The sequence below is a fragment of the Siphonobacter curvatus genome, from assembly GCF_002943425.1.
Taxonomy (GTDB): domain Bacteria; phylum Bacteroidota; class Bacteroidia; order Cytophagales; family Spirosomataceae; genus Siphonobacter; species Siphonobacter curvatus.
On sequence record NZ_PTRA01000001.1, the window covers coordinates 648,043 to 667,904 of the forward strand.

Genomic DNA, 19,862 nt, shown 5'->3' on the forward strand with positions numbered 1-19,862 from the left:
AGCTACTTCAATGAAATTATCGTATAAACACTTTGTGCTGGCGGCCGCGGTATTCGCTGCTTCCAGTTGCCAAAAAGGAGACTGGCTGGAGCGGAAATCGCCCACGCTGATTACGGAAGAGCAGGTATGGAACGATCCGAAAATGATTACCAGTCTGCTAGCCAATTACTACGACCGTTTGCCCGCCCACGCCGAGCTGGAAGGGGGCTGGGCCGAAATGGCTGCCTACGACGAGGCTATGTGGTCGGGCAACAACGATGATCGCAATAACATCATCGCGTACCCCTTCGACCGCTGGCGTTTGTGGGATTACGGTCTGATTCGGGATATCAACCTGGCCATGGAAAGTATTGAACGCTATGGAAACACCCTGTCGGCTACGCAAAAAAGCCAGTTTGCGGCGGAGTTACGGTTCCTTCGGGCGTATCAGTATTTCGAGCTGGTGAAACGCATGGGCGGTGTACCGATCGTAACGAAGCAATTGGTGTATGATTTCAGCGGTAATCCCGAACCCCTGCAACAACCCCGTAACAAGGAAGAAGAGGTCTACGATTTCATTGCCTCCGAACTCGACGCAGTGAAAGATCAGCTGGGCAACGCGGGTAGCAATACCCGGGCTAACAAGTATACCGCTCTGGCTCTGAAAAGCCGGGCTTTACTCTACGCCGCTTCCATTGCCAAGTACAACAACCAGATGAGTTCGCCCATCACTTTGCCCGGAGCTGTCGTAGGAATTCCCGCCGCCCGAGCCAGCCAATACTACACGCAGTCGCTGGCCGCCGCGAAGGAAATTATTGCTTCCGGAGCGTATTCGTTGTATCAGACAAACCCGAATCCGGGCGAAAATTTCTTCGAAGCCATTACCAAAAAGCAGAATAACAAGGAAGTCATTCTGGCCAAAGACTACCTGGTATCGAAAGATAAACGCCACAGCTTTTCGTACGATAACATTGCCCGTGGCATTCGCGAAGATAACCTGGGGTCTTCGGCCGTGACGCCAACGCTGAATCTGGTGGAAGATTATGAGTACCTGGATGGTAGTTCCGGTGAACTGAAAAACCGTACCGCCGACAATGGCGACTACATCTACTACGATCGTCCGCAGGATATTTTCGCTAATAAAGACGCTCGTTTATACGGAACCATCATCTATCCGGGAACGACGTTTAAAGGCCAGGATGTACAGATTCAGGCGGGTGTGAAGGTTTGGAATGGCACCACTTATCAGACGGTAGAATCCAACGTGTTGGGTGCTACGCATACGGATGGAAAATTACTGACGGGTACCTCCGGTCCGCAACGCTCGCAGACGGAAGTTTCCAATACCGGTTTTTACCTGCGGAAATACATTGATCCAGCGACGATGTCCAGTACGCGGGGTATTCGAAGCGATATGTGGTGGGTGCGTTTCCGGTTGGGTGAGGTGTATCTTAATGCCGCCGAAGCTGCCTTTGAACTCGGTCAGACGGCCGATGCTCTTCAGTATCTGAATACCCTGCGGCAACGGGCCGGTTTTGCGGCGAATGCCTTAAAGACGGTGACCATCCAAAAAATTCAGAATGAACGTCGGGTGGAGCTGGCGTTTGAGGATCACCGCGTTTGGGATCTGAAACGCTGGCGAATTGCCCACGAAGTCTGGAACGGAAGCACTACTAACCCCGACGCCATGGCGTACGCTCTGTATCCCTACCGCGTGGTACGGCCCGGCGATCCGCGGGATGGCAAGTACGTGTTCGACAAACTGGTAGCTCCCCGGTATCGGGCTCCGCGTCAGTTCCAGATGGGAAATTACTACTCGTCCATCGATCAGACCGTGATTAACAATAATCCTAAAATTATTCGAAACCCCTTCCACTGATATGAAAACGCTTTTTTATGGATTACTGACTCTAGTACTCGGCCTGGCAGGTTGTGCAAAGGATAATTTCGATGCTCCGGCTTCAGTATTACAGGGGCGGGTTATCTACCAGAATCAGCCCGTTGGCGTACGCAGCAATGGCGTTCAGCTTGAACTCTGGCAGCCGGGCTTTCAGGTATACACCAAAATTCCCGTATACGTAGCCCAGGATGGCTCGTTTGAGGCTACCCTTTTTGATGGCGATTATAAACTCGTACTCCTGCGAGGCAACGGGCCCTGGGTGGATAACAGTGATACCGTTCGGGTATCCGTGCGGGGGAATACGCAGGTTGATGTGCCCGTGCAGCCTTACTATACCGTCAGTGGGGAGCAGTACCGCAAAGATGCTAACAACCTCCTGGCTACGGCAAAGATCAATGGCGTGGTCACGACTCGGGCCATCGAGCGGGTGACGTTTTACGTCGGAACTACGCAGTTTGTGGATGTCAACAACAACGCCGGACGCGTAGACCTGACGGGTACGGCTCTGGCTGATCTGAGTAAAACCTTATCTTTTACCTTGCCTCTGCCGACGTCTTTGGGCAAAAATTACGCGTATGGCCGAATCGGTGTAAAAACCGCGGGAGTAGCCGAGTTGCTGTACTCGCCCGTGCAGGAAATTAAATGGTAAGGATTGGCATAGACGCCCCGATTGTCCCGAAATAAAACGTTTCAAGAAGACCCTACTCATTCTATAGTATTGTGACAATCGTATAGAATGAGTAGGGTAATTACGTTTCGTTTTCTTCGGAGCGTTTAGTGGCGGCAGAATTAGACCTTTTATTCGTCTATATTGACCGAGGAGCATTATCGCTGAAAGCTCTACGACTACGCCTATTAACCACTATTTTGACTATATTTTTTTAGATTTATTAGAAAAAAGTCAAAATAAAGGAATAAACAGATAAATCATAGGGAGTTAGAACCTTTCTCATCTTCTACTTTTGAAGGTAGTATATTAGCGTCGAACAAGAATGCCTCGCATAAAAGCATCGAATTATTGCCTTGACTTACTATGAAAAAAACACTTACTACGCTAGCCTGTGCGTTGGTTTCCAGCTGGGCGTTTGCCCAAAATCAGCTGACGATCAGTACTTCTTCGGAAAACGTTATCATTGACAAACACATTTACGGCCACTTTGCCGAGCACCTCGGACGCTGTATTTACGACGGTATCTACGTAGGTGAAAAGAATACAAAAATTCCTAATCAGAAGGGTATCCGCAACGATCTGGTTGATGCCCTCAAGAAGTTAAAAATCCCCAATCTCCGCTGGCCCGGTGGCTGTTTTGCGGATACCTATCACTGGAAAGATGGCATTGGTCCCAAGGGTAAGCGTCCATCGATGGTCAATACCTGGTGGGGTGGGGTAACGGAAGATAACAGCTTCGGTACGCATGACTTCCTCGACTTGTGCGAACGTCTGGGAGCGGAGCCGTACCTGGCGGGTAACGTCGGTAGCGGTACGGTGCAGGAACTGACCGAATGGGTACAGTACGTGAACTTCGAAGGTAAAAGTCCCATGTCGAACCTGCGGCAGGAAAACGGCCGGGCAAAACCCTGGAATGTCAAATACTGGGGGGTCGGTAACGAAGCCTGGGGCTGCGGCGGTAATATGAAGCCCGAATATTACGCCAACGAATACCGCAAGTACGCCACCTTTATGCCGGATGGCAATGGAGCCAAGTTGTTCCGAATCGCCTCCGGGGCCAATTCCGCCGACTACAACTGGACGGAAGTGCTCATGCGAGACATTCCCCATGAATTACTGGCGGGAGTGGCTCTGCACCATTATTCAGTAACGAACTGGCAGAAAAAAGGACCTTCGACGGAATTCGACGAAAAACAGTATTTCGGCACGATGAAGCAGGCGTTGTTTATGGAAGAACTCGTCCAGAAGCACAGTGCCATCATGGACAAGTACGATCCGAAGAAAAAAATAGCCTTGGTGGTGGACGAATGGGGTGGCTGGTACGAAGTAGAACCGGGAACCAATCCGGGTTTTCTGTACCAGCAGAATACCATTCGGGATGCCATGATTGCGGGTGTAACCCTGAACATTTTTCATAACCACGCCGACCGGATTCGGATGGCCAATCTGGCTCAGGTCGTGAACGTACTACAGTCGGTCATCCTGACGAAGGGCGAAAAGATGATTCTGACGCCTACGTACCACGTCATGGAAATGTACAACGTGCACCAGGACGCCACCCTGCTTCCCGTTCAATTGAAAAGCAACGATTACGCCTTCGAATCGGATAAGTTAAAAGCCGTTTCGGCATCGGCTTCGAAAGATAAAAGTGGCTTGACCCACGTATCACTCGTGAATATTGATCCGAAAAAAGAGCAGGATATCACCGTGGACCTGAAAGGAATGAACCTGAAAACGGTAAGTGGCCGGGTACTGTCTTCCGGCAAATTGCAGGATTACAACACCTTCGAAAATCCCAACAAAATACATCCGGTTACTTTCAACGGAGCGAGCCTGTCGGGCAATCAGCTGAAGGTGAAACTTCCGCCGGCGTCCGTCGTCGTACTAGAACTCAAATAAGTAACATTAACCGCATACGTAATGCAAAAGTGGTATACAACGGTACTGGCCTTGGGTTTGGCCGGGCAGGTATTCGCTCAAAATCCGCTGGTGGTGAAGGTGAATCAGCCCAAAGCGGAGATTCAACCGACCATGTGGGGCCTGTTTTTCGAGGATATTAACATGGGAGCCGACGGCGGCCTGTACGCCGAACTCATCAAAAACCGCTCTTTTGAGTTCGAGTCTCCGATGATGGGCTGGAAAGAGCAGAAAAACCCGAAAGCAAGCGTGCTGGTACTCAACCGGCAGGATCAGCCCGAAAATCCCCGGTTTATTCGCGTAAAGACCGAAGGTGGGAAGTACGGGTTGACCAACGAAGGTTTTCGGGGCATGGGCGTTAAACAGGGCGTCGGCTACGATTTTTCGGTACTCTCGCGAAACGTGGAGGGAAACCTGACGCTGAAACTCGAACTCATCAAACCCGACGGCCAGGTACTCGGCACGGCTTCGTTACCCCTGAATAGTACCGACTGGAAAAAGCATTCCGTACGTTTTACGTCGAATGGTACCGAGCCCAAAGCCAAGCTCAATGTCTGGTTTGAAGGCACCGGAACGGCCGATCTGGACATGATTTCGCTTTTCCCGCAGGACACCTGGAAAAACCGTCCGGGCGGCTTACGGGCCGATCTGGTTCAGTTGTTGGCCGATATGAAACCCGGTTTTCTGCGGTTTCCCGGTGGCTGTATCGTGGAAGGCATGGACCTGAGCAATCGCTATCAGTGGAAGAAGACGGTAGGGCCTCTGGAAGGCCGTGAAGTAGCGATTAACCGCTGGAATAAGGAATTCAAACACCGGCTGACGCCCGATTATTTTCAGACGTTTGGACTGGGTTTCTTCGAATATTTCCAACTGGCGGAGGACATTGGAGCTGAACCCCTGCCCATTCTGAATTGCGGCATGGCCTGTCAGTACAACACGGCGGAAGTAGTACCGGTCGAGGAACTGGACCCGTACGTACAGGATGCTCTGGATCTGATTGAATTCGCGAATGGATCGACGGACACCAAATGGGGAAAACTCAGAGCAGACATGGGACACCCCGCTCCGTTCAATCTTAAATTGCTGGGGGTCGGTAACGAGCAGTGGGGACCGCAATACATTGATCGGTACGTAGTCTTTGAAAAAGCGATCAAGTCCAAATACCCGGAGGTTCGCCTGATTTCGAGTGCCGGGCCGAATCCGGATGGGGAAGTCTTCGGTTTTCTCAACGGAAAATTACGTTCGCTGAAGGCCGACATTATCGACGAGCATTACTACCGCAAGCCCGAGTGGTTTCTGGAAAACGCGACGCGTTACGATGATTACGACCGCAACGGTCCCAAGATTTTCGCCGGAGAGTACGCGTCTCAAAGTAAAGATGTGGCCAGTCCTGAGAACCGGAATACTTGGCTTTGTGCCTTATCGGAGGCGGCTTTTATGACGGGTCTGGAACGGAACGCCGATGTTGTCCACATGGCCTCGTACGCTCCGCTGTTTGCCCACGCCGACGGCTGGCAATGGACACCTGATCTGATCTGGATGAACAACCTGCAGTCGTACGGAACCCCCAACTACTACGTGCAGAAGTTGTACTCGACCAATAAGGGTACCAAAGTGCTGCCCATCCTTTCCAACAATCAGTTGATTACGGGCAAGGATCAACTGTACGCATCCGCTACCTGGGACGAACCGACGAAAGAAGTAATTCTGAAACTCGTCAACGCTTCCAGTCAGCCGCAAACGCATACGGTCAATCTGGAAGGCGTCAAAAAGCTGGAAAATAAAGGCAAACGATTTACGCTGAAAAGTAGCGAACCGGGAGCCGTGAATAGCTTCGATCAGCCTAAGCAGGTGAGTCCGACGGAGGAAGAGCTTGCCGTAAAAGGAACGAAGCTCAACCTGACATTGGCTCCGCAATCATTCACGGTCGTACGGGTAAAAGTAGTAAAGTAGTACTTGTTCTGTTGGTGCTCATGCAAGGCCGGGTTTGGTAATCCCGGCCTTCTTTTTCATCCAGCTACGTCGTTACATCAGAATCCCTCACCTTACTTCTGCACTATGCTTCGCTGGCTTCTGTTTCTTCTACCGGTATGGGCCTTTTCGCAGGCACCCGCTACGCACGATCCGAGTACCATTCTAAAAGAGGGCAATAAGTACTATTTCTTCTCAACCGGGCACGGCATCACGGTATATGCCTCCACGGATTTAAAAAGCTGGCAACAAACGGAACCCGTATTCAAGAAAGGTGTCTGGCCGGAATGGATTAACACCAGCGTTCCCGGGTTCAAAGGCCACTTCTGGGCTCCCGATCTGCTATTTATGAATGGAAAGTATTATCTGTACTATTCCTGTTCAACGTTTGGGGCTTCGACTTCGGCTCTGGGACTGGCGACGAACGTCACGCTCGATGCCGCTTCCCCGCAGTACCAGTGGCAGGATCAGGGCCTAGTGATTGAATCCAGCGACCGGAAAGGTTATAATGCCATCGACCCCAACCTGTTTCGCGATACGGACGGCAAGGTTTATCTAACCTATGGTTCGTTTTTTGGTGGAATTGCGACGGTGGAACTGGATACGTCAACCGGAAAAATCAAGACGGGAGCCACGCTAACGAAAGTTGCGGGCGGCAACGCTTCGGACTGGGAAGCGGCCTGTCTGATCAAACAAGGAAAGTACTATTACCTGTTCGTGAATAACGGTCTATGCTGTAAAGGAGTAAATAGCACGTATACCATCGTAGTAGGCCGTTCGGAACAACCCTTGGGACCGTTTCTGGATGATACGGGTAAGGATCTGACGAAGGGAGGAGGAACGATAGTACTGCGAACGTCAGGAGAATTTATTGGTCCGGGCCACGTGGGATTACTCGCTGAAAAACGACTGGTATCCACGCATTACTACGATGCCAATGATAATGGTAAATCGAAACTGCGATTACTGAAGCTTCAGTTTAAAAAGGGCTGGCCGATCCTGACGCCATAAGTTTATCCATTAAAACCAGGCTAACGAACTTCGCATTTGGTTACAAGCTATCGTTAAAAACGTAGTAATGGCCCGTTCATTCCCATCTTTATTCTATATTTCGAAGCTTAAATAATTTTAAAAAATATATGGTAAATACAAAAAAATTGTGTTATTTCGACACGATTTAAATGTGCTCGTTTATAGCCTCCTTGTATTCCTATGCTTCTAAAGTATCCTCATTCTAACCGCGTGCTGGTTGCCACCGATTGTATCATTTTTGGCTTCGATGGCGAGGAACTGAAGTTGTTAGTGATTAAGCGAAACTTCGAGCCAGAGCAGGGGAAATGGTCTTTGATGGGTGGATTTCTGAACGAAAACGAAGATCTGGAAGTAGGGGCCAAACGCATTCTGCACGAACTGACGGGACTGGAAAACGTGTACATGGAACAACTGCATACCTTCGGCGAAGTTAAACGTGATCCAGTCGAGCGAACCGTATCCGTTAGTTTTTATGCGTTAATTAACATCTCCGATCACGACGCAGAATTAGCCCGTTCGAAAAATGCGTACTGGCAAAGTCTGGAAACCATGCCGGATCTGATTTTCGATCACGGCCGGATGGTACAAATGGCCCTGCAACGCCTGCGGTACAAAGCGGCCCTGCATCCCATTGGTTTTGAGTTACTTCCCGAAAAATTTACGATTCCTCAGCTACAGCGTCTATACGAAGCCATCTATAGTCAGGCTTTCGACCGCCGAAATTTCAGCCGGAAGATTCTTTCCACGAAACTGCTGAAAGATACAGGCGAGAAAAATGAACAAAGTTTGACGAAAAAAGCCATCCTGTACCGACTCGATCAGGAACGATACCAGAAACAGTTTAATGCTTTCATTCACTTTATCAGTGATTTTTAATCGCCAGAAGGTAAGGTTTTCAAAGCTGAACCAACGTCTTGAGTAGAGTTAAGACGAGAGGAAATACAGGTTCAAGCCATAGGAAATGCCGCAAAAAGCGTCGAATGGTGTCCGTGTACTATAATGAATGTGTCAGATTAACACTTTAGCATACAAATGGAAACAAAATACGTCATTGGCGTAGACTACGGAACGGATTCCGTACGGGCTCTGGTCCTGAATGCTCAGACGGGAGCGGAGGTAGGAACGGCGGTATACGAGTACCCCCGCTGGAAACAGGGTTTGTACTGTGATGCTCCGCATTCCCAGTTTCGTCAGCATCCCCTGGATTATCTGGAAGGATTGGAATTTTCTATTAAAGGAGCCCTGGCTAATACTACGGACGAAGTACGTCAGAACGTAGTCGGGATCTCCGTAGACACCACGGGTTCGACCCCCGGCCCGGTGGATGAAAACGGTACGCCCTTGTCCTTGCTGCCCGAATTTGCCGAGAATCCCAACGGTATGTTTATCCTCTGGAAGGATCATACGGCCAATAAGGAAGCTCAGGAAATCAATGATTTAGCTCATTCCTGGGACCTGGATTTTACGAAGTATGTCGGTGGTATCTATTCTTCCGAGTGGTTCTGGGCAAAGATTCTGCGTACGCTTCGCGTGGATGAAAAAGTACGTGAAAAAGCGTTTTCCTGGGTGGAACATTGCGACTGGGTTTCGGCCGTTTTGACGGGAAATACGAACCCATTGACGCTGAAACGCAGCCGTTGTGCCGCTGGCCATAAAGCCCTCTGGCACGAAGACTTCGACGGTCTGCCTTCCGAAGAATTCCTGACTCAACTCGATCCGCTACTGACGGGCATTCGTGGTCGCCTTTTCCACGACACCTATACGTCGGACGAAGCCATGGGTAAAATCTCGAAGGAATGGGCTGAAAAGCTGGGTATTTCTGACGAGGCCATCATCGGCGTAGGAGCTTTCGACGCCCACATGGGAGCCGTAGGCGGTACCATCGAAGCGTATTCGCTTTGCAAAGTGATTGGTACGTCTACCTGCGACATGCTAGTAGCTCCGACGGAAGAAATTGGCAATCTGCTCGTACGTGGCATCTGCGGTCAGGTGGATGGTTCGGTCATTCCCGGTATGCTGGGGATGGAAGCGGGTATGTCCGCCTACGGAGATATTTACGCCTGGCTGCAACGCCTCGTACTGCAACCCGTTCGCGAATTACTCGGCGAGGAAGCTGCCGAAACGCTGCGTAAACAACTCATTCCGCACTTATCCGAAAAAGCGGCTCAGCTGCCCGTGACCGAAAACGATGCAGTCGCGATCGACTGGTTCAACGGTCGCCGCACGCCCGACGCCAATCATACGCTGAAGGGAGCCATCATGGGCCTGAATCTGGGAAGTGATACCGCCCGGGTATTCAAAGCTCTGGTGGAAGCAACGGCCTATGGTTCTAAAAATATCGTGGATCGTTTCGTGCAGGAAGGCGTCCCCATCAAGCAGGTCATTGCCATTGGTGGTGTAGCCCGCAAGTCGGCTTTTGCCATGCAAACCCTGGCGAACGTGTTGGACATGCCCATCAAAATTGCTAAATCCGACCAGGCCTGTGCCCTCGGTGCGGCCATGTTTGCCTCCGTGGCGGCGGGTCTGTACGCCAACGTGAGCGAGGCTCAGGAAGCCATGTCTTCCGGGTTCGATGCCATTTACGAACCACAGCCAGATAAGGTGGAAGTTTATAAAGTGCTCTATCAAAAGTTCTTGGACCTGGGCCAGTTTGTGGAGTTTGGCCCGCAGGAACCGGCGATACTTGGGCATTCGTAAGGTGAATTACAAATTCACTACAGGTTAATTCGGGATTTGCAATCCGGAAGCAAACGCTCAGGAATTTATAATTCCAGTATAAACTAGTCATTGATATTCAGAAGTATACACCATGATTGACTTAAAACAATTTGAAGTCTGGTTCGTAACGGGTAGCCAGCATTTGTACGGCGAAGAAACGCTTCGTCAGGTAGATGAACATTCTAAAACCATCGCCGAGCATCTGGATCGGTCGTTGCCCGTACGGGTGGTTTTCAAACCCGTTGTGAAGACTTCGGAAGAAATTTACCGCATTATTCAGGAGGCCAACGTAGCTCCGAATTGTGCCGGGATCATTACCTGGATGCACACGTTTTCGCCCGCTAAAATGTGGATTCTGGGGTTGAAAGCTCTGCAAAAGCCCATGCTGCATTTGCATACGCAATTCAACCGGGATATTCCCTGGGGTGAAATCGATATGGATTTCATGAACCTGAACCAGTCGGCCCACGGGGACCGCGAATTCGGTTTCATGATGTCCCGGATGCGACTGAACCGGAAAGTTGTGGTCGGTCACTGGGAGCAGGAAGATGTGATTGCACAAATCAGCACCTGGTCTCGCGTATCGGCGGCTCGTTACGAAATGCAGGGCATGAAAGTCGTTCGTTTCGGCGACAACATGCGATACGTAGCCGTAACGGATGGTAACAAAGTATCCGCGGAAATGACCTTCGGGTACTCGGTGAATACGCATGGCGTTGGAGATCTGGTACAGGTCGTAAACCAGATTTCGGACGCGGAAATTGACCGACTCGTTGCCGTTTACGAAGAAGAATACCGCGTGGTGAACTCCCTGCGGCAGAATGGTGAGTTTCGCCAGTCGCTGCGGGAAGCGGCTCGTATCGAGCTGGGGCTGAAAGCATTCCTGGAAGATGGAAATTTCAAAGCCTACACCGATACCTTCGAAGACCTGCACGGACTGGTACAATTGCCGGGTATTGCTTCCCAGCGACTGATGGCCGCAGGCTACGGTTTCGGTGGCGAGGGCGACTGGAAAACGGCGGCGATGGTACGTACTATGAAAACCATGGCAAGCGGTCTGCCGGGCGGTAACTCGTTCATGGAAGATTATACTTACCACTTCAATCCGGCGAATAAACTCGTACTGGGTTCACACATGCTGGAAATCTGTCCGTCGATTGCCGACGCTCAGCCTTCCTGCGAAATCCATCCGCTGGGTATCGGTGGCAAAGCCGATCCGGTGCGTCTGGTATTCAATTCAGCGGCGGGTCCGGCGATCAACGTTTCGATCATCGACGTTGGAAACCGTTTCCGGATTCTGGTGAACGAAGTAGAAGCCGTAGCCGCTCAGGAAGAACTGCCCAAGTTGCCCGTGGCCCGCGTACTGTGGAAACCCCAGCCCGATATGCAAACGGGTTGTGCCGCCTGGATTCTGGCCGGAGGTGCTCACCACACGGTATACAGCCAGAACCTGACGACGGAATACATCGAGGACTTCGCCGATATGTTCGGTACCGAACTCGTAGTCATTGATAAAGATACTACCCTGCGTCAGCTCAAAAACGAGCTTCGCTGGAATGACGTAACGTATCGCTAGTAGGAGGTGAAGTTTGAGGAGTTTGGAGTTTGAGTGGGTTTGAAAGGTATAACGTTTGAGCGTTTTGAAGTTTGAAAAGTATAAGGTTTTAAAAGGGGTAGGTTGAAAGGAGTAGAACGGGACCGTTTCGGGTTCGTGCATTCCTGAATAGCAAAGACTCTTCCAAAAACAAACCTTGTACTTTTTAAATCTACTCCAACCCATAGGATCGGGTTATAAAGGAAACACTCCTTCAAACCTTATGCTTTTCAAACGTTATACCTCTCACACTTTTCAAACCACTCAAACGGCCCTTTATCAGCTTACTCAACATTCAAACCCCATGAGTTATCAAAGCTTAAAAGAAGAGTGCTACGAGGCTAATATGTTGCTGCCCAAGCTCCACCTCGTTGTATTTACGTTCGGCAATGCTTCGGTAGTAGACCGGGAGAAGGGCGTATTTGCCATTAAACCCTCGGGTGTACCCTACGAATTTTTGCGTCCCGAAGACATCGTTATCTGTGATTTCGATGCCCAGGTAGTCGAAGGTACCAAACGCCCTTCGTCGGATACGAAGACGCACGCCGTACTCTTCAAAAATTGGGAAAAGATCGGTGGCATTGTGCACACGCACAGTACGTACGCAACGGCCTGGGCTCAGGCTCAGCTGGATATTCCGATTCTGGGAACGACCCACGCCGATCACCTGACCACGGACATTCCCTGTGCTCCGCCGATGGACGATGAAATGATCAAGGGCAACTACGAATACGAAACCGGTTATCAGGTTCTCAACGAATTTGAGCGGCGTAACCTTTCCTACGAAGAAGTCGAGATGGTTCTACTGGGCAATCACGCTCCGTTTACCTGGGGAAAAACGGCGGAAAAAGCCGTGTACAATGCCGGGGTACTCGAAGCCGTGGCCCAGATGGCGTATTTGTCCTGTACCCTGCGTCCGGACGTGCCCCGCCTGAAACAGACGTTGATTGACAAACACTTTTTCCGGAAACACGGGAAAGATGCTTACTACGGACAAGGCTGCTAGGCAATCCTAACCCACGAAATGATACGTGTCGCTACCGACGGCACCGTCGGTAGCGACACGTTCAACAATCCCCTTCTGCAAAACTAATCTTACTCTAAACCCATTTATGACACTCGGTCTTGAATCGCTGGACTACACGATTTTCCTGGTTTATTTCGTGATAGTGGCCGTATACGGTTACTGGGTCTTCAAAAACAAAGGCAAACAAACCGCCGACTCCAAGGATTTTTTCCTGGCGGAAGGTTCGCTTACCTGGTGGGCCATTGGTTCCTCCATCATTGCTTCTAATATTTCTGCCGAACAGTTTATCGGTATGAGCGGTCAGGCTTTTCAATTGGGGCTGGCGATTTCGGTTTACGAATTAGTCGGTGCGTTTTCCCTGATTATCATTGCCGTATACTTCCTGCCGATGTACATCAAGAACAAGATTTACACCATGCCGCAGTTTCTACAGGTTCGTTACGACGGACGGCTGGCAACGATCATGGCGGTATTCTGGCTTTTGCTGTACATCCTCGTCAACCTGACCTCGATTATTTACCTGGGAGCCATCAGTCTGGAAAAGATGACAGGTTTTGGCTTCATGCCCTCGGCTATTTTCCTGACGGTTTTTGCGGTATTCATCACGCTAGGTGGGATGAAGGTAATCGGTTACACCGACGTAATTCAGGTGGTTTGTCTGGTCGTAGGGGGTCTGGCAACGACCTATCTGGCTCTGGATTTGCTGTCTGACCGGGTGGGTACGGGAGCGGGCGTTTTTGAAGGACTGGGCCTGTTGAAAGAAAAAGCCGACAGTCACATGCACATGGTCTTCTCGCCGGGCGAGTATCAGGTACACGACGGACGCGGTGGGTTTATTGATGCCTACAACCAGTTACCGGGTCTGATGATGTTCATCATTGGCGGTCAGTGGATTGTGAACTTTAACTACTTCGGCTGTAACCAGTACATCACGCAACGGGCCCTCGGAGCCGACCTCAAAACGGCCCGAAACGGTCTGCTGTTTGCTTCTTTCCTGAAAGTAATGATGCCTTTCATCGTGGTATTGCCCGGTTTGGCAGCTTATGTTTTGTTTCAGGAAAATGCCGATCCGGCGATTGTGAGCGGTATTACCGAAGGAGGCGTCGTTAAACCCGATAATTCGTATCCGGTACTGCTGAACCTCCTGCCCACGGGTCTGAAAGGCCTGGCCTTCGCGGCTCTGACGGCAGCTATCGTCGCTTCGCTGGCCGGAAAAGCGAACAGTATCTCGACCATTTACGTACTCGATATTCACAAGAAATTCTTCAATGCCAATCTGAACGAAAAGCAGACCGTACGCCTGGGTCGTCTTTCCATCGTGGTGGCCTTTGGTATCGCGTTACTGCTGAGTCCGTTCCTGCGGAATTTTGGTCAGGGCTTTGAATACATTCAGGAATATACAGGCTTCATTTCACCGGGTATTCTCGCGATTTTCCTACTGGGTTTCTTCTGGAACAAAGCCACGGCCAACGGTGCTTTGGTGTCGGCTCTGCTGAGTATTCCACTCTCAACGCTGTTCAAATATCAGGCTCCGGATATGCCCTTCCTCAACCGAATGGGTACGGTCTTCTGGATTTGCGTAGCCGTACACGTAGCCATCAGTTTGCTGGAATCCAAAGGCAAGGCCAACCCCAAAGCCTTTGCTGTCGAATCCAGCTGGTTTAAAGTATCCACCTCCTTCCTCGTCGGAGCCCTGACTATTACGGGACTGATTCTGACGATTTATGGGGTCTTCTATTAAGCGTTGTTACGTTTTGAGTTTAGGGTTGTTTTCTCCCAAATCTTTCTTGATTCGTTTTTGGAATTATACCTATTGAGAAATCAGAAAGCTCGAGATAAAGGTAAAGAGGGGATAATTAACTCTAAACCCAAAACCCACCATTACCTTTGCCGCATGAAAAAGAAAGCTTTAATCTTCGATATGGATGGGACGATGGTGGATAACATGATGGTACACCACCACGCCTGGCAGTCGAAACTGGCCGAGGTTGGGAAGGAGATGACGCTTGATGAAGTCATTGCTACCTGCCACGGTATGAATGATGATATTCTGGTTCGGATCTTTGGTGACCAGTATGCGTTTGAGGAACGCGACCGTATTTCCGCCGAGAAGGAAGCCCGCTACCGGGAAATTTTCCTGGAGCAGCTTCGCCTCATTGATGGCTTACCCGAGTTACTGGCCAGAGCCGCCGAACTGGATATTCCGATGGGGATCGGCACAGCGGCCCGGTACGAAAACGTGGATTACGTGCTGGATAACCTCAACATACGGCATTACTTCAAAGCCATTGTTTGTGATCGAGATGTCAAGAAAGGTAAGCCCGATCCCAGCGTATTTTTTCAAGTTGCTCAGACGTTAGGCGTAGAGCCGGAGGAATGTCTGGTGTTCGAAGATTCTCCCACGGGAGCCCGTACGGCCTTCAACGCCGGTATGGAAGCCATCATCCTGACAACCACGCACAAAGCCGAAGAATTTGAAACGTTTACCAGCGTTCGGAAATGCGTAAAGGACTATACGGAGATTGATCTGGAAGAGGAGTTGGCGAAGTAAGAAAATGCTGGACTTAAGTACTAAATCTTGGTACACCGTATCCAGTACTTGAAGATCAAATTTCCTATTTATGAATTGTAAAATTATAGCACGGAAATTAATCTAAATTACTATCCTAGTTGCGAACAACTTAGTAAACTCAAAAGGATTGATTAAGGACAAAGAGCTAATTCAATACCTGAAGTAGCTCCTTGTCCTTAATTAAGAAATTGCGTGAATAGTAGGTGATTATTCCGACTTAATCTTGATAAGTCGCGACTTTACACCGCATCCGCCTTTTCCACAATCACTGCTCCATTTTCTACCCGCCAGTTTTCCTGAAAGATCATCGTATCCTCTACGTCGATGTACTTCATCACGGCATTCGGTCCCTGTAGCGTCAGGTACGCGAAGCCATTGTAGCTCACATCCCGGCGGCGAAGACGGGTACGGATGCGGTCGTCCATGAAGTAGATCGGATCGTGGGTTTCGGGGGCTTTGAGTTCTACGGGCATGCCGCCGTGGCCGATGCAGCGGCCGTGTACGGTCAAACTATTTTTTAGCTGCTGCGTATGGTAAATCACCATGCGATGTTCATGTCCGTAAATCCACGCGACGGGGCGGTTAGCTTTGCCTAGAATCTCGCGGAGTTGTTCACCGGGTTTGGGGAAGGCATTTCTAAACACCGAAAAAACGGGATGGTGGCTCAGAAAGATAAGGCCGCGGCTATCGCTGGAATCGCCCAGCTTTACCTGCTCCCGTAGCCATTGCACCTGCGAATCTTTCAAGCGACAGTCTGGTGGGTTGATGATTTCCATGATTGGATTTCGTACGGAGGTATAGCCCGTATCCAGTCCAATGATCCGCCAGTGATCGTTTTCCAGACAGAAAAATCCCGCCTTCTGCGAAACGCGTACACCTGCCTGATCGACGCCCATGCGGGGGAGCAGTTCTTCAAAGAAACCGCGACCATTGGAGTACATTTCATGATTCCCCGACAGGGCCAGACTACCCTGCGTACCCCAGGGCCAGGAAGCATCCGGATTTAGAAAGTTGGCCCGTATCTCTTTCGGAGCTCCAACAAAATAGACGTCTCCTAAGTGTAAGGTATAGTCGGCCTGATACCGGGCTACCAGACGTCCCACCAAATCGGATTCAATGGTATCCGTGGCCCAGTCGGAAAGCAGGGCCAGGGTCGCATCGTTCGGAATTCGATACACACCCGAATCCCCGTCCTTCGGATACGACTGATACGGATAGCGTTTCCCGAATCGACTTTTAAAATAATGGTAGACGAAACCGAAGAAATTCGACCAGAAAAATTGCCGGAGTTTATAGGTGACGGTATCCGTTGGTACTACTTCTTCCTCAAACTCGTTTTGCAGGGTTTTGAGGTGGTTTTCTACCTTGTTATGACTCAGATTAACGTATTGCTTACTGGAACGCACGGATGATCAGTTTTGCAGAGAAACATTTCTTTAGAAGAATTACCAAAAGCCAGCGAAGATGTTTTCACATGAGAAAATCTTAATAATAAAAAACGTCCCTTCCGGTGAGAAAGGGACGTTTTTGTACGCAAATCAAAGGACTAGCTTTCCAGCGGTGGAATCCGCAGTACCTGACCGGGATAGATTAGATCGGGATCTTTCAGCATGGGCTTGTTGGCTTCAAAAATGACGGGGTATTTCATGACATCGCCATAAAACTTACCCGCAATTTTAGAAAGCGAATCGCCTTTTTCTACGGTGTGATACTGAGCCTCGGGTTTCGGAGCCGTCACGCGAATGCGGTTGTCTACCTGTTCTACGCCAGTGACGTTACCCACAGTCAGGGCAATTTTTTCAGCGTCTTCCTGCTTGTCTACTTCGCCTTCCAGTACGACTGTCGAACCAGCCGTTTTAATGGTCAGGTTTTTGTAGGCCAGCCCCAGGCTTTTTACTTTTTGTAATAAGGCTCCGGCCCGCAGTGGTTCTACTTCTTCCGGCTTGGCCTGAGCTACTTTGGTTTCTTCATCTTTACTACCGAAGAGGTTTTCGCCGACCCCTTTCATGAATGAAATCAGTCCCATAAGGATTGAGAGTTAAGGTTGAATATAAGTTAGTATTCCTAGAAATATGGAAAATGTCATTCCAGCACATCTCTACATCAGGAACGGGCGAAAATTAAGTATTTTTACGGAAAATGTTGAGGAATTACTGCCAAATTCCCAAGCGGTAAGAAATCAACAACTCGTTGCCCCGCCAGAAGGATAAGCGTTGACTGCGTAAATCGCCGAAAATCAGTACGTCTTCTGAAGTAAGGGGCGGAACTTTCGCCAGCTGAGGCAACGAAGTATTTAATGAATCTCCTTGACAAGCACAGGGCATCTGTTGCCGGAATTCGTTGAGGATCATTAACAAAGCCTTAGTGTCTTCGACTTCATGTTCCCGATTATTCTCAATCTTTTGTCGTACGCGTCGCAGGTAATTTTCGTAAAAAGGCTCAAACTCAAAGCGAAGCATGGGGAAATCCCGCAGAAATACCGCCGCGTTTTTGTAGAGTTGAAAGTGAGGCGGATCAACAAAACCCACAAAATTTCCGCCCCATATTAATTGATAATATGGTGTCAATTCCCCAATGGCCTCGTAGGGGCCTGCGTTACGAACCAGACGCCCCCGCCGGAAAAAGCCCAGGTCGGCAGCCAATCCCAACTGGTGAAACGAAATCGGAGCCATACTACGGCCTCGGCCTAGCAGTTTGGTTTGTAATTCCGCACTCCGAAGATCAGAAATGACTTTTACTTCGTAGTTGGGCAACTGACGACGGAGCGAATCCACGAGTGAATCGCGGCGGGCCAGAAATACTTCACGCGTGGTATTGAGCAGCCAGGACCAGCGGTCGTACAAATAAATGGGCTCGTCGGTTGCCGAAGCGAGGTATGTATGCCTTTGTATACTGTCTAAAGGTGTAGTGGGGGAGCCTAGCGAGTCCGCGATTGAACCTGTTCGATGCGAACCCAGAAAGCGGACCGTACCTTTTTCATCCGCCACAAAGGCCAGCACGCGGTTGACGCCAATGGTTTTTTCGCGGATACTGTCCGTGCTGTACAGGGGAAGAATCAAATCATACAGGCTTAAAGTACTAACGCGTTGGGTACTGTCACAACGCAAAGCTTCCCAGCCGGGTAAGGCCTGCGGGAGTTGCCCGCAGGCCTGAAAGATGGTTCCGAAAAACAGGCAAAAGTGAATGAATCGCTTCAAATCGTTTCTTGTTCGTACTTTAAAAAGAGCTCGTAAAGCTTACGGGTAACGGCCCCCGGCTGTCCGGTTCCGATGGGTTTCTGATCAATTTTAGTAACGGGTACAATCCGTTTGGTCGATCCGGTGGTGAAAAGCTCGTCGGCCTGCAGCGTCTCTTCCAGCGTAACCGGACGCTCTTCTACCCGCATAATCTGGGGAGCAAATTGCAGGATGTGTTTCCGGGTAATGCCGCGTAACATCCCTTCAGCAGGTGTAATGAGCGTATCGCCTTTCACCACAAATACATTGGAACGGGACGATTCGGTAATCAGACCGTTTTCGTAATACAATACGTCATCGGCTCCTATTTCGCGTTGCTTTCGCAATAAATAAATCGGCAACAGGTAATCGAGTGACTTGACTTCGGCCAGCTGACGTTGGTGTTCGACGCTCATGAAGTGCAGGCCTTCGTCCGGACTTTTGAACTCGAAGGGCTTCGGAATGACGAAGAAATTGGGCGTTTCGGCGGGAGCAAACCCATCGGGAGAGTAGCCACCCGTAAGCACCAGCTTCAGACCCAGCAGAGCGTGCGGATTCAGACGAATCAGTTCGGCAATGATTTCGCGAAGCTGTTCCCGACTGGCGGGAATCGTCAGACCCATCAGTTCCGCCGAACGCTCAAAGCGGTCGAGGTGGTCTTCCTGGAAAATGGGCTGACCGTCCATGGCCCGGAAAAAATCAAAAATGCCATAGGCCCGCAACAGCCCCAGGTCGGTGATATGAAGTTGGGCTTGTTCTTCGGGAACGAACGAACCGTTGACAAAAAAAGTAGCTGCCATGTTGAAGAAAGATATCGTCGGTCAAAGATAAGGATGGGATTTTTGATTCTTTCTCAAAGACTAAGGATTACGTTTTGTAAGCAAGGTTTGAGTAGTGTATCTGTATAGATGTAGGAATTGATAAGTTCTAAATAACTGATAATTATAAACTGGCAACTAGTTTGATAGGATCACTATTTCGTCCTGTTGAGTGGGCTGGTCATTTAGTCCGTATGCATCCCATGCCGGCACGCCCGCCGCTCTTTTCATCCCGCTTTAGGCCACCGCATTGCGGATGAAACCGCCATGGAATGGAAGGCGACTTGAGCCCGCCATGGAATGGGATAGAACGGGGCCTTGATTTAAGTCGTCCGTGTAGAAACTTGTTTAAACCCAACAATTGTAAACGATCAACCAACAACTGATCAATTGTCAGAAGAAGAAAACCTCTCCCGCCATTGAGCCATTCCATGGCGGCAACTGAACGA

The 19,862-nt window shown here is 49.9% G+C and carries 15 protein-coding genes; 11 read left to right on the forward strand and 4 right to left on the reverse strand.

Going from position 1 to position 19,862, the window contains the following annotated elements; translation table 11 throughout:
* Positions 1 to 10: 10 nt before the first annotated feature.
* The 11 genes from C5O19_RS02650 to C5O19_RS02700 all read left to right on the forward strand — a co-directional run bounded on the left by C5O19_RS02650 (position 11) and on the right by C5O19_RS02700 (position 15,359).
* Positions 11 to 1,858 (forward strand): RagB/SusD family nutrient uptake outer membrane protein, encoded by a 1,848-nt coding sequence (locus C5O19_RS02650; protein ID WP_104709789.1) that lies wholly within the window; start codon positions 11 to 13, stop codon positions 1,856 to 1,858.
* A 1-nt stretch (position 1,859) separates the two neighbouring features.
* Positions 1,860 to 2,528 (forward strand): DUF3823 domain-containing protein, encoded by a 669-nt coding sequence (locus C5O19_RS02655; RefSeq protein ID WP_104709790.1) that lies wholly within the window; start codon positions 1,860 to 1,862, stop codon positions 2,526 to 2,528.
* Between the two features lie 384 nt (positions 2,529 to 2,912).
* Complete coding sequence (locus C5O19_RS02660; protein ID WP_104709791.1) at positions 2,913 to 4,448, forward strand: alpha-N-arabinofuranosidase; 1,536 nt, start codon at positions 2,913 to 2,915, stop codon at positions 4,446 to 4,448.
* 21 nt (positions 4,449 to 4,469) lie between these two features.
* Positions 4,470 to 6,419, forward strand: coding sequence for an alpha-L-arabinofuranosidase C-terminal domain-containing protein (locus C5O19_RS02665; RefSeq protein WP_104709792.1), 1,950 nt, complete (start codon positions 4,470 to 4,472; stop codon positions 6,417 to 6,419).
* A 105-nt stretch (positions 6,420 to 6,524) separates the two neighbouring features.
* Entirely contained in the window at positions 6,525 to 7,448 is a 924-nt protein-coding gene (locus C5O19_RS02670; protein ID WP_104709793.1) for an arabinan endo-1,5-alpha-L-arabinosidase, read from the forward strand.
* 201 nt (positions 7,449 to 7,649) lie between these two features.
* Positions 7,650 to 8,345 (forward strand): NUDIX hydrolase, encoded by a 696-nt coding sequence (locus tag C5O19_RS02675; protein ID WP_104709794.1) that lies wholly within the window; start codon positions 7,650 to 7,652, stop codon positions 8,343 to 8,345.
* A 156-nt stretch (positions 8,346 to 8,501) separates the two neighbouring features.
* Positions 8,502 to 10,166 carry a ribulokinase gene (locus tag C5O19_RS02680; protein WP_104709795.1) on the forward strand — a complete coding sequence of 555 codons (1,665 nt, stop codon included), beginning with the start codon at positions 8,502 to 8,504 and terminating at the stop codon, positions 10,164 to 10,166.
* A 112-nt stretch (positions 10,167 to 10,278) separates the two neighbouring features.
* The gene (araA, locus tag C5O19_RS02685; RefSeq protein WP_104709796.1) at positions 10,279 to 11,763 is read left to right on the forward strand and encodes an L-arabinose isomerase; all 1,485 of its coding nucleotides are present in this window, start codon (positions 10,279 to 10,281) and stop codon (positions 11,761 to 11,763) included.
* A gap of 322 nt (positions 11,764 to 12,085) precedes the next feature.
* On the forward strand, positions 12,086 to 12,787 hold the full coding sequence (locus tag C5O19_RS02690; protein ID WP_104713827.1) for an L-ribulose-5-phosphate 4-epimerase: 702 nt from the start codon (positions 12,086 to 12,088) through the stop codon (positions 12,785 to 12,787).
* Between the two features lie 106 nt (positions 12,788 to 12,893).
* The gene (locus C5O19_RS02695) at positions 12,894 to 14,549 is read left to right on the forward strand and encodes a sodium/sugar symporter (RefSeq protein ID WP_104709797.1); all 1,656 of its coding nucleotides are present in this window, start codon (positions 12,894 to 12,896) and stop codon (positions 14,547 to 14,549) included.
* Between the two features lie 153 nt (positions 14,550 to 14,702).
* Entirely contained in the window at positions 14,703 to 15,359 is a 657-nt protein-coding gene (locus C5O19_RS02700; protein WP_104709798.1) for an HAD family hydrolase, read from the forward strand.
* Positions 15,360 to 15,619: 260 nt separating this feature from the next.
* Here C5O19_RS02700 and C5O19_RS02705 read toward each other — a convergent pair whose 3' ends face one another.
* The 4 genes from C5O19_RS02705 to C5O19_RS02720 form a co-directional block, all read right to left on the reverse strand.
* Positions 15,620 to 16,786: a metallophosphoesterase gene (locus tag C5O19_RS02705; protein WP_104709799.1), complete on the reverse strand. Its 1,167-nt coding sequence runs from the start codon at positions 16,784 to 16,786 to the stop codon at positions 15,620 to 15,622.
* A gap of 140 nt (positions 16,787 to 16,926) precedes the next feature.
* Positions 16,927 to 17,406, reverse strand: coding sequence for a peptidoglycan-binding protein LysM (lysM, locus tag C5O19_RS02710; RefSeq protein WP_104709800.1), 480 nt, complete (start codon positions 17,404 to 17,406; stop codon positions 16,927 to 16,929).
* A 124-nt stretch (positions 17,407 to 17,530) separates the two neighbouring features.
* Positions 17,531 to 18,577 carry a M15 family metallopeptidase gene (locus C5O19_RS02715; RefSeq protein ID WP_133163288.1) on the reverse strand — a complete coding sequence of 349 codons (1,047 nt, stop codon included), beginning with the start codon at positions 18,575 to 18,577 and terminating at the stop codon, positions 17,531 to 17,533.
* Positions 18,574 to 19,395: an aminotransferase class IV gene (locus C5O19_RS02720; RefSeq protein WP_094810508.1), complete on the reverse strand. Its 822-nt coding sequence runs from the start codon at positions 19,393 to 19,395 to the stop codon at positions 18,574 to 18,576. The genes C5O19_RS02715 and C5O19_RS02720 overlap by 4 nt, the downstream gene beginning before the upstream one ends.
* Between the last annotated feature and the right edge of the window lie 467 nt (positions 19,396 to 19,862).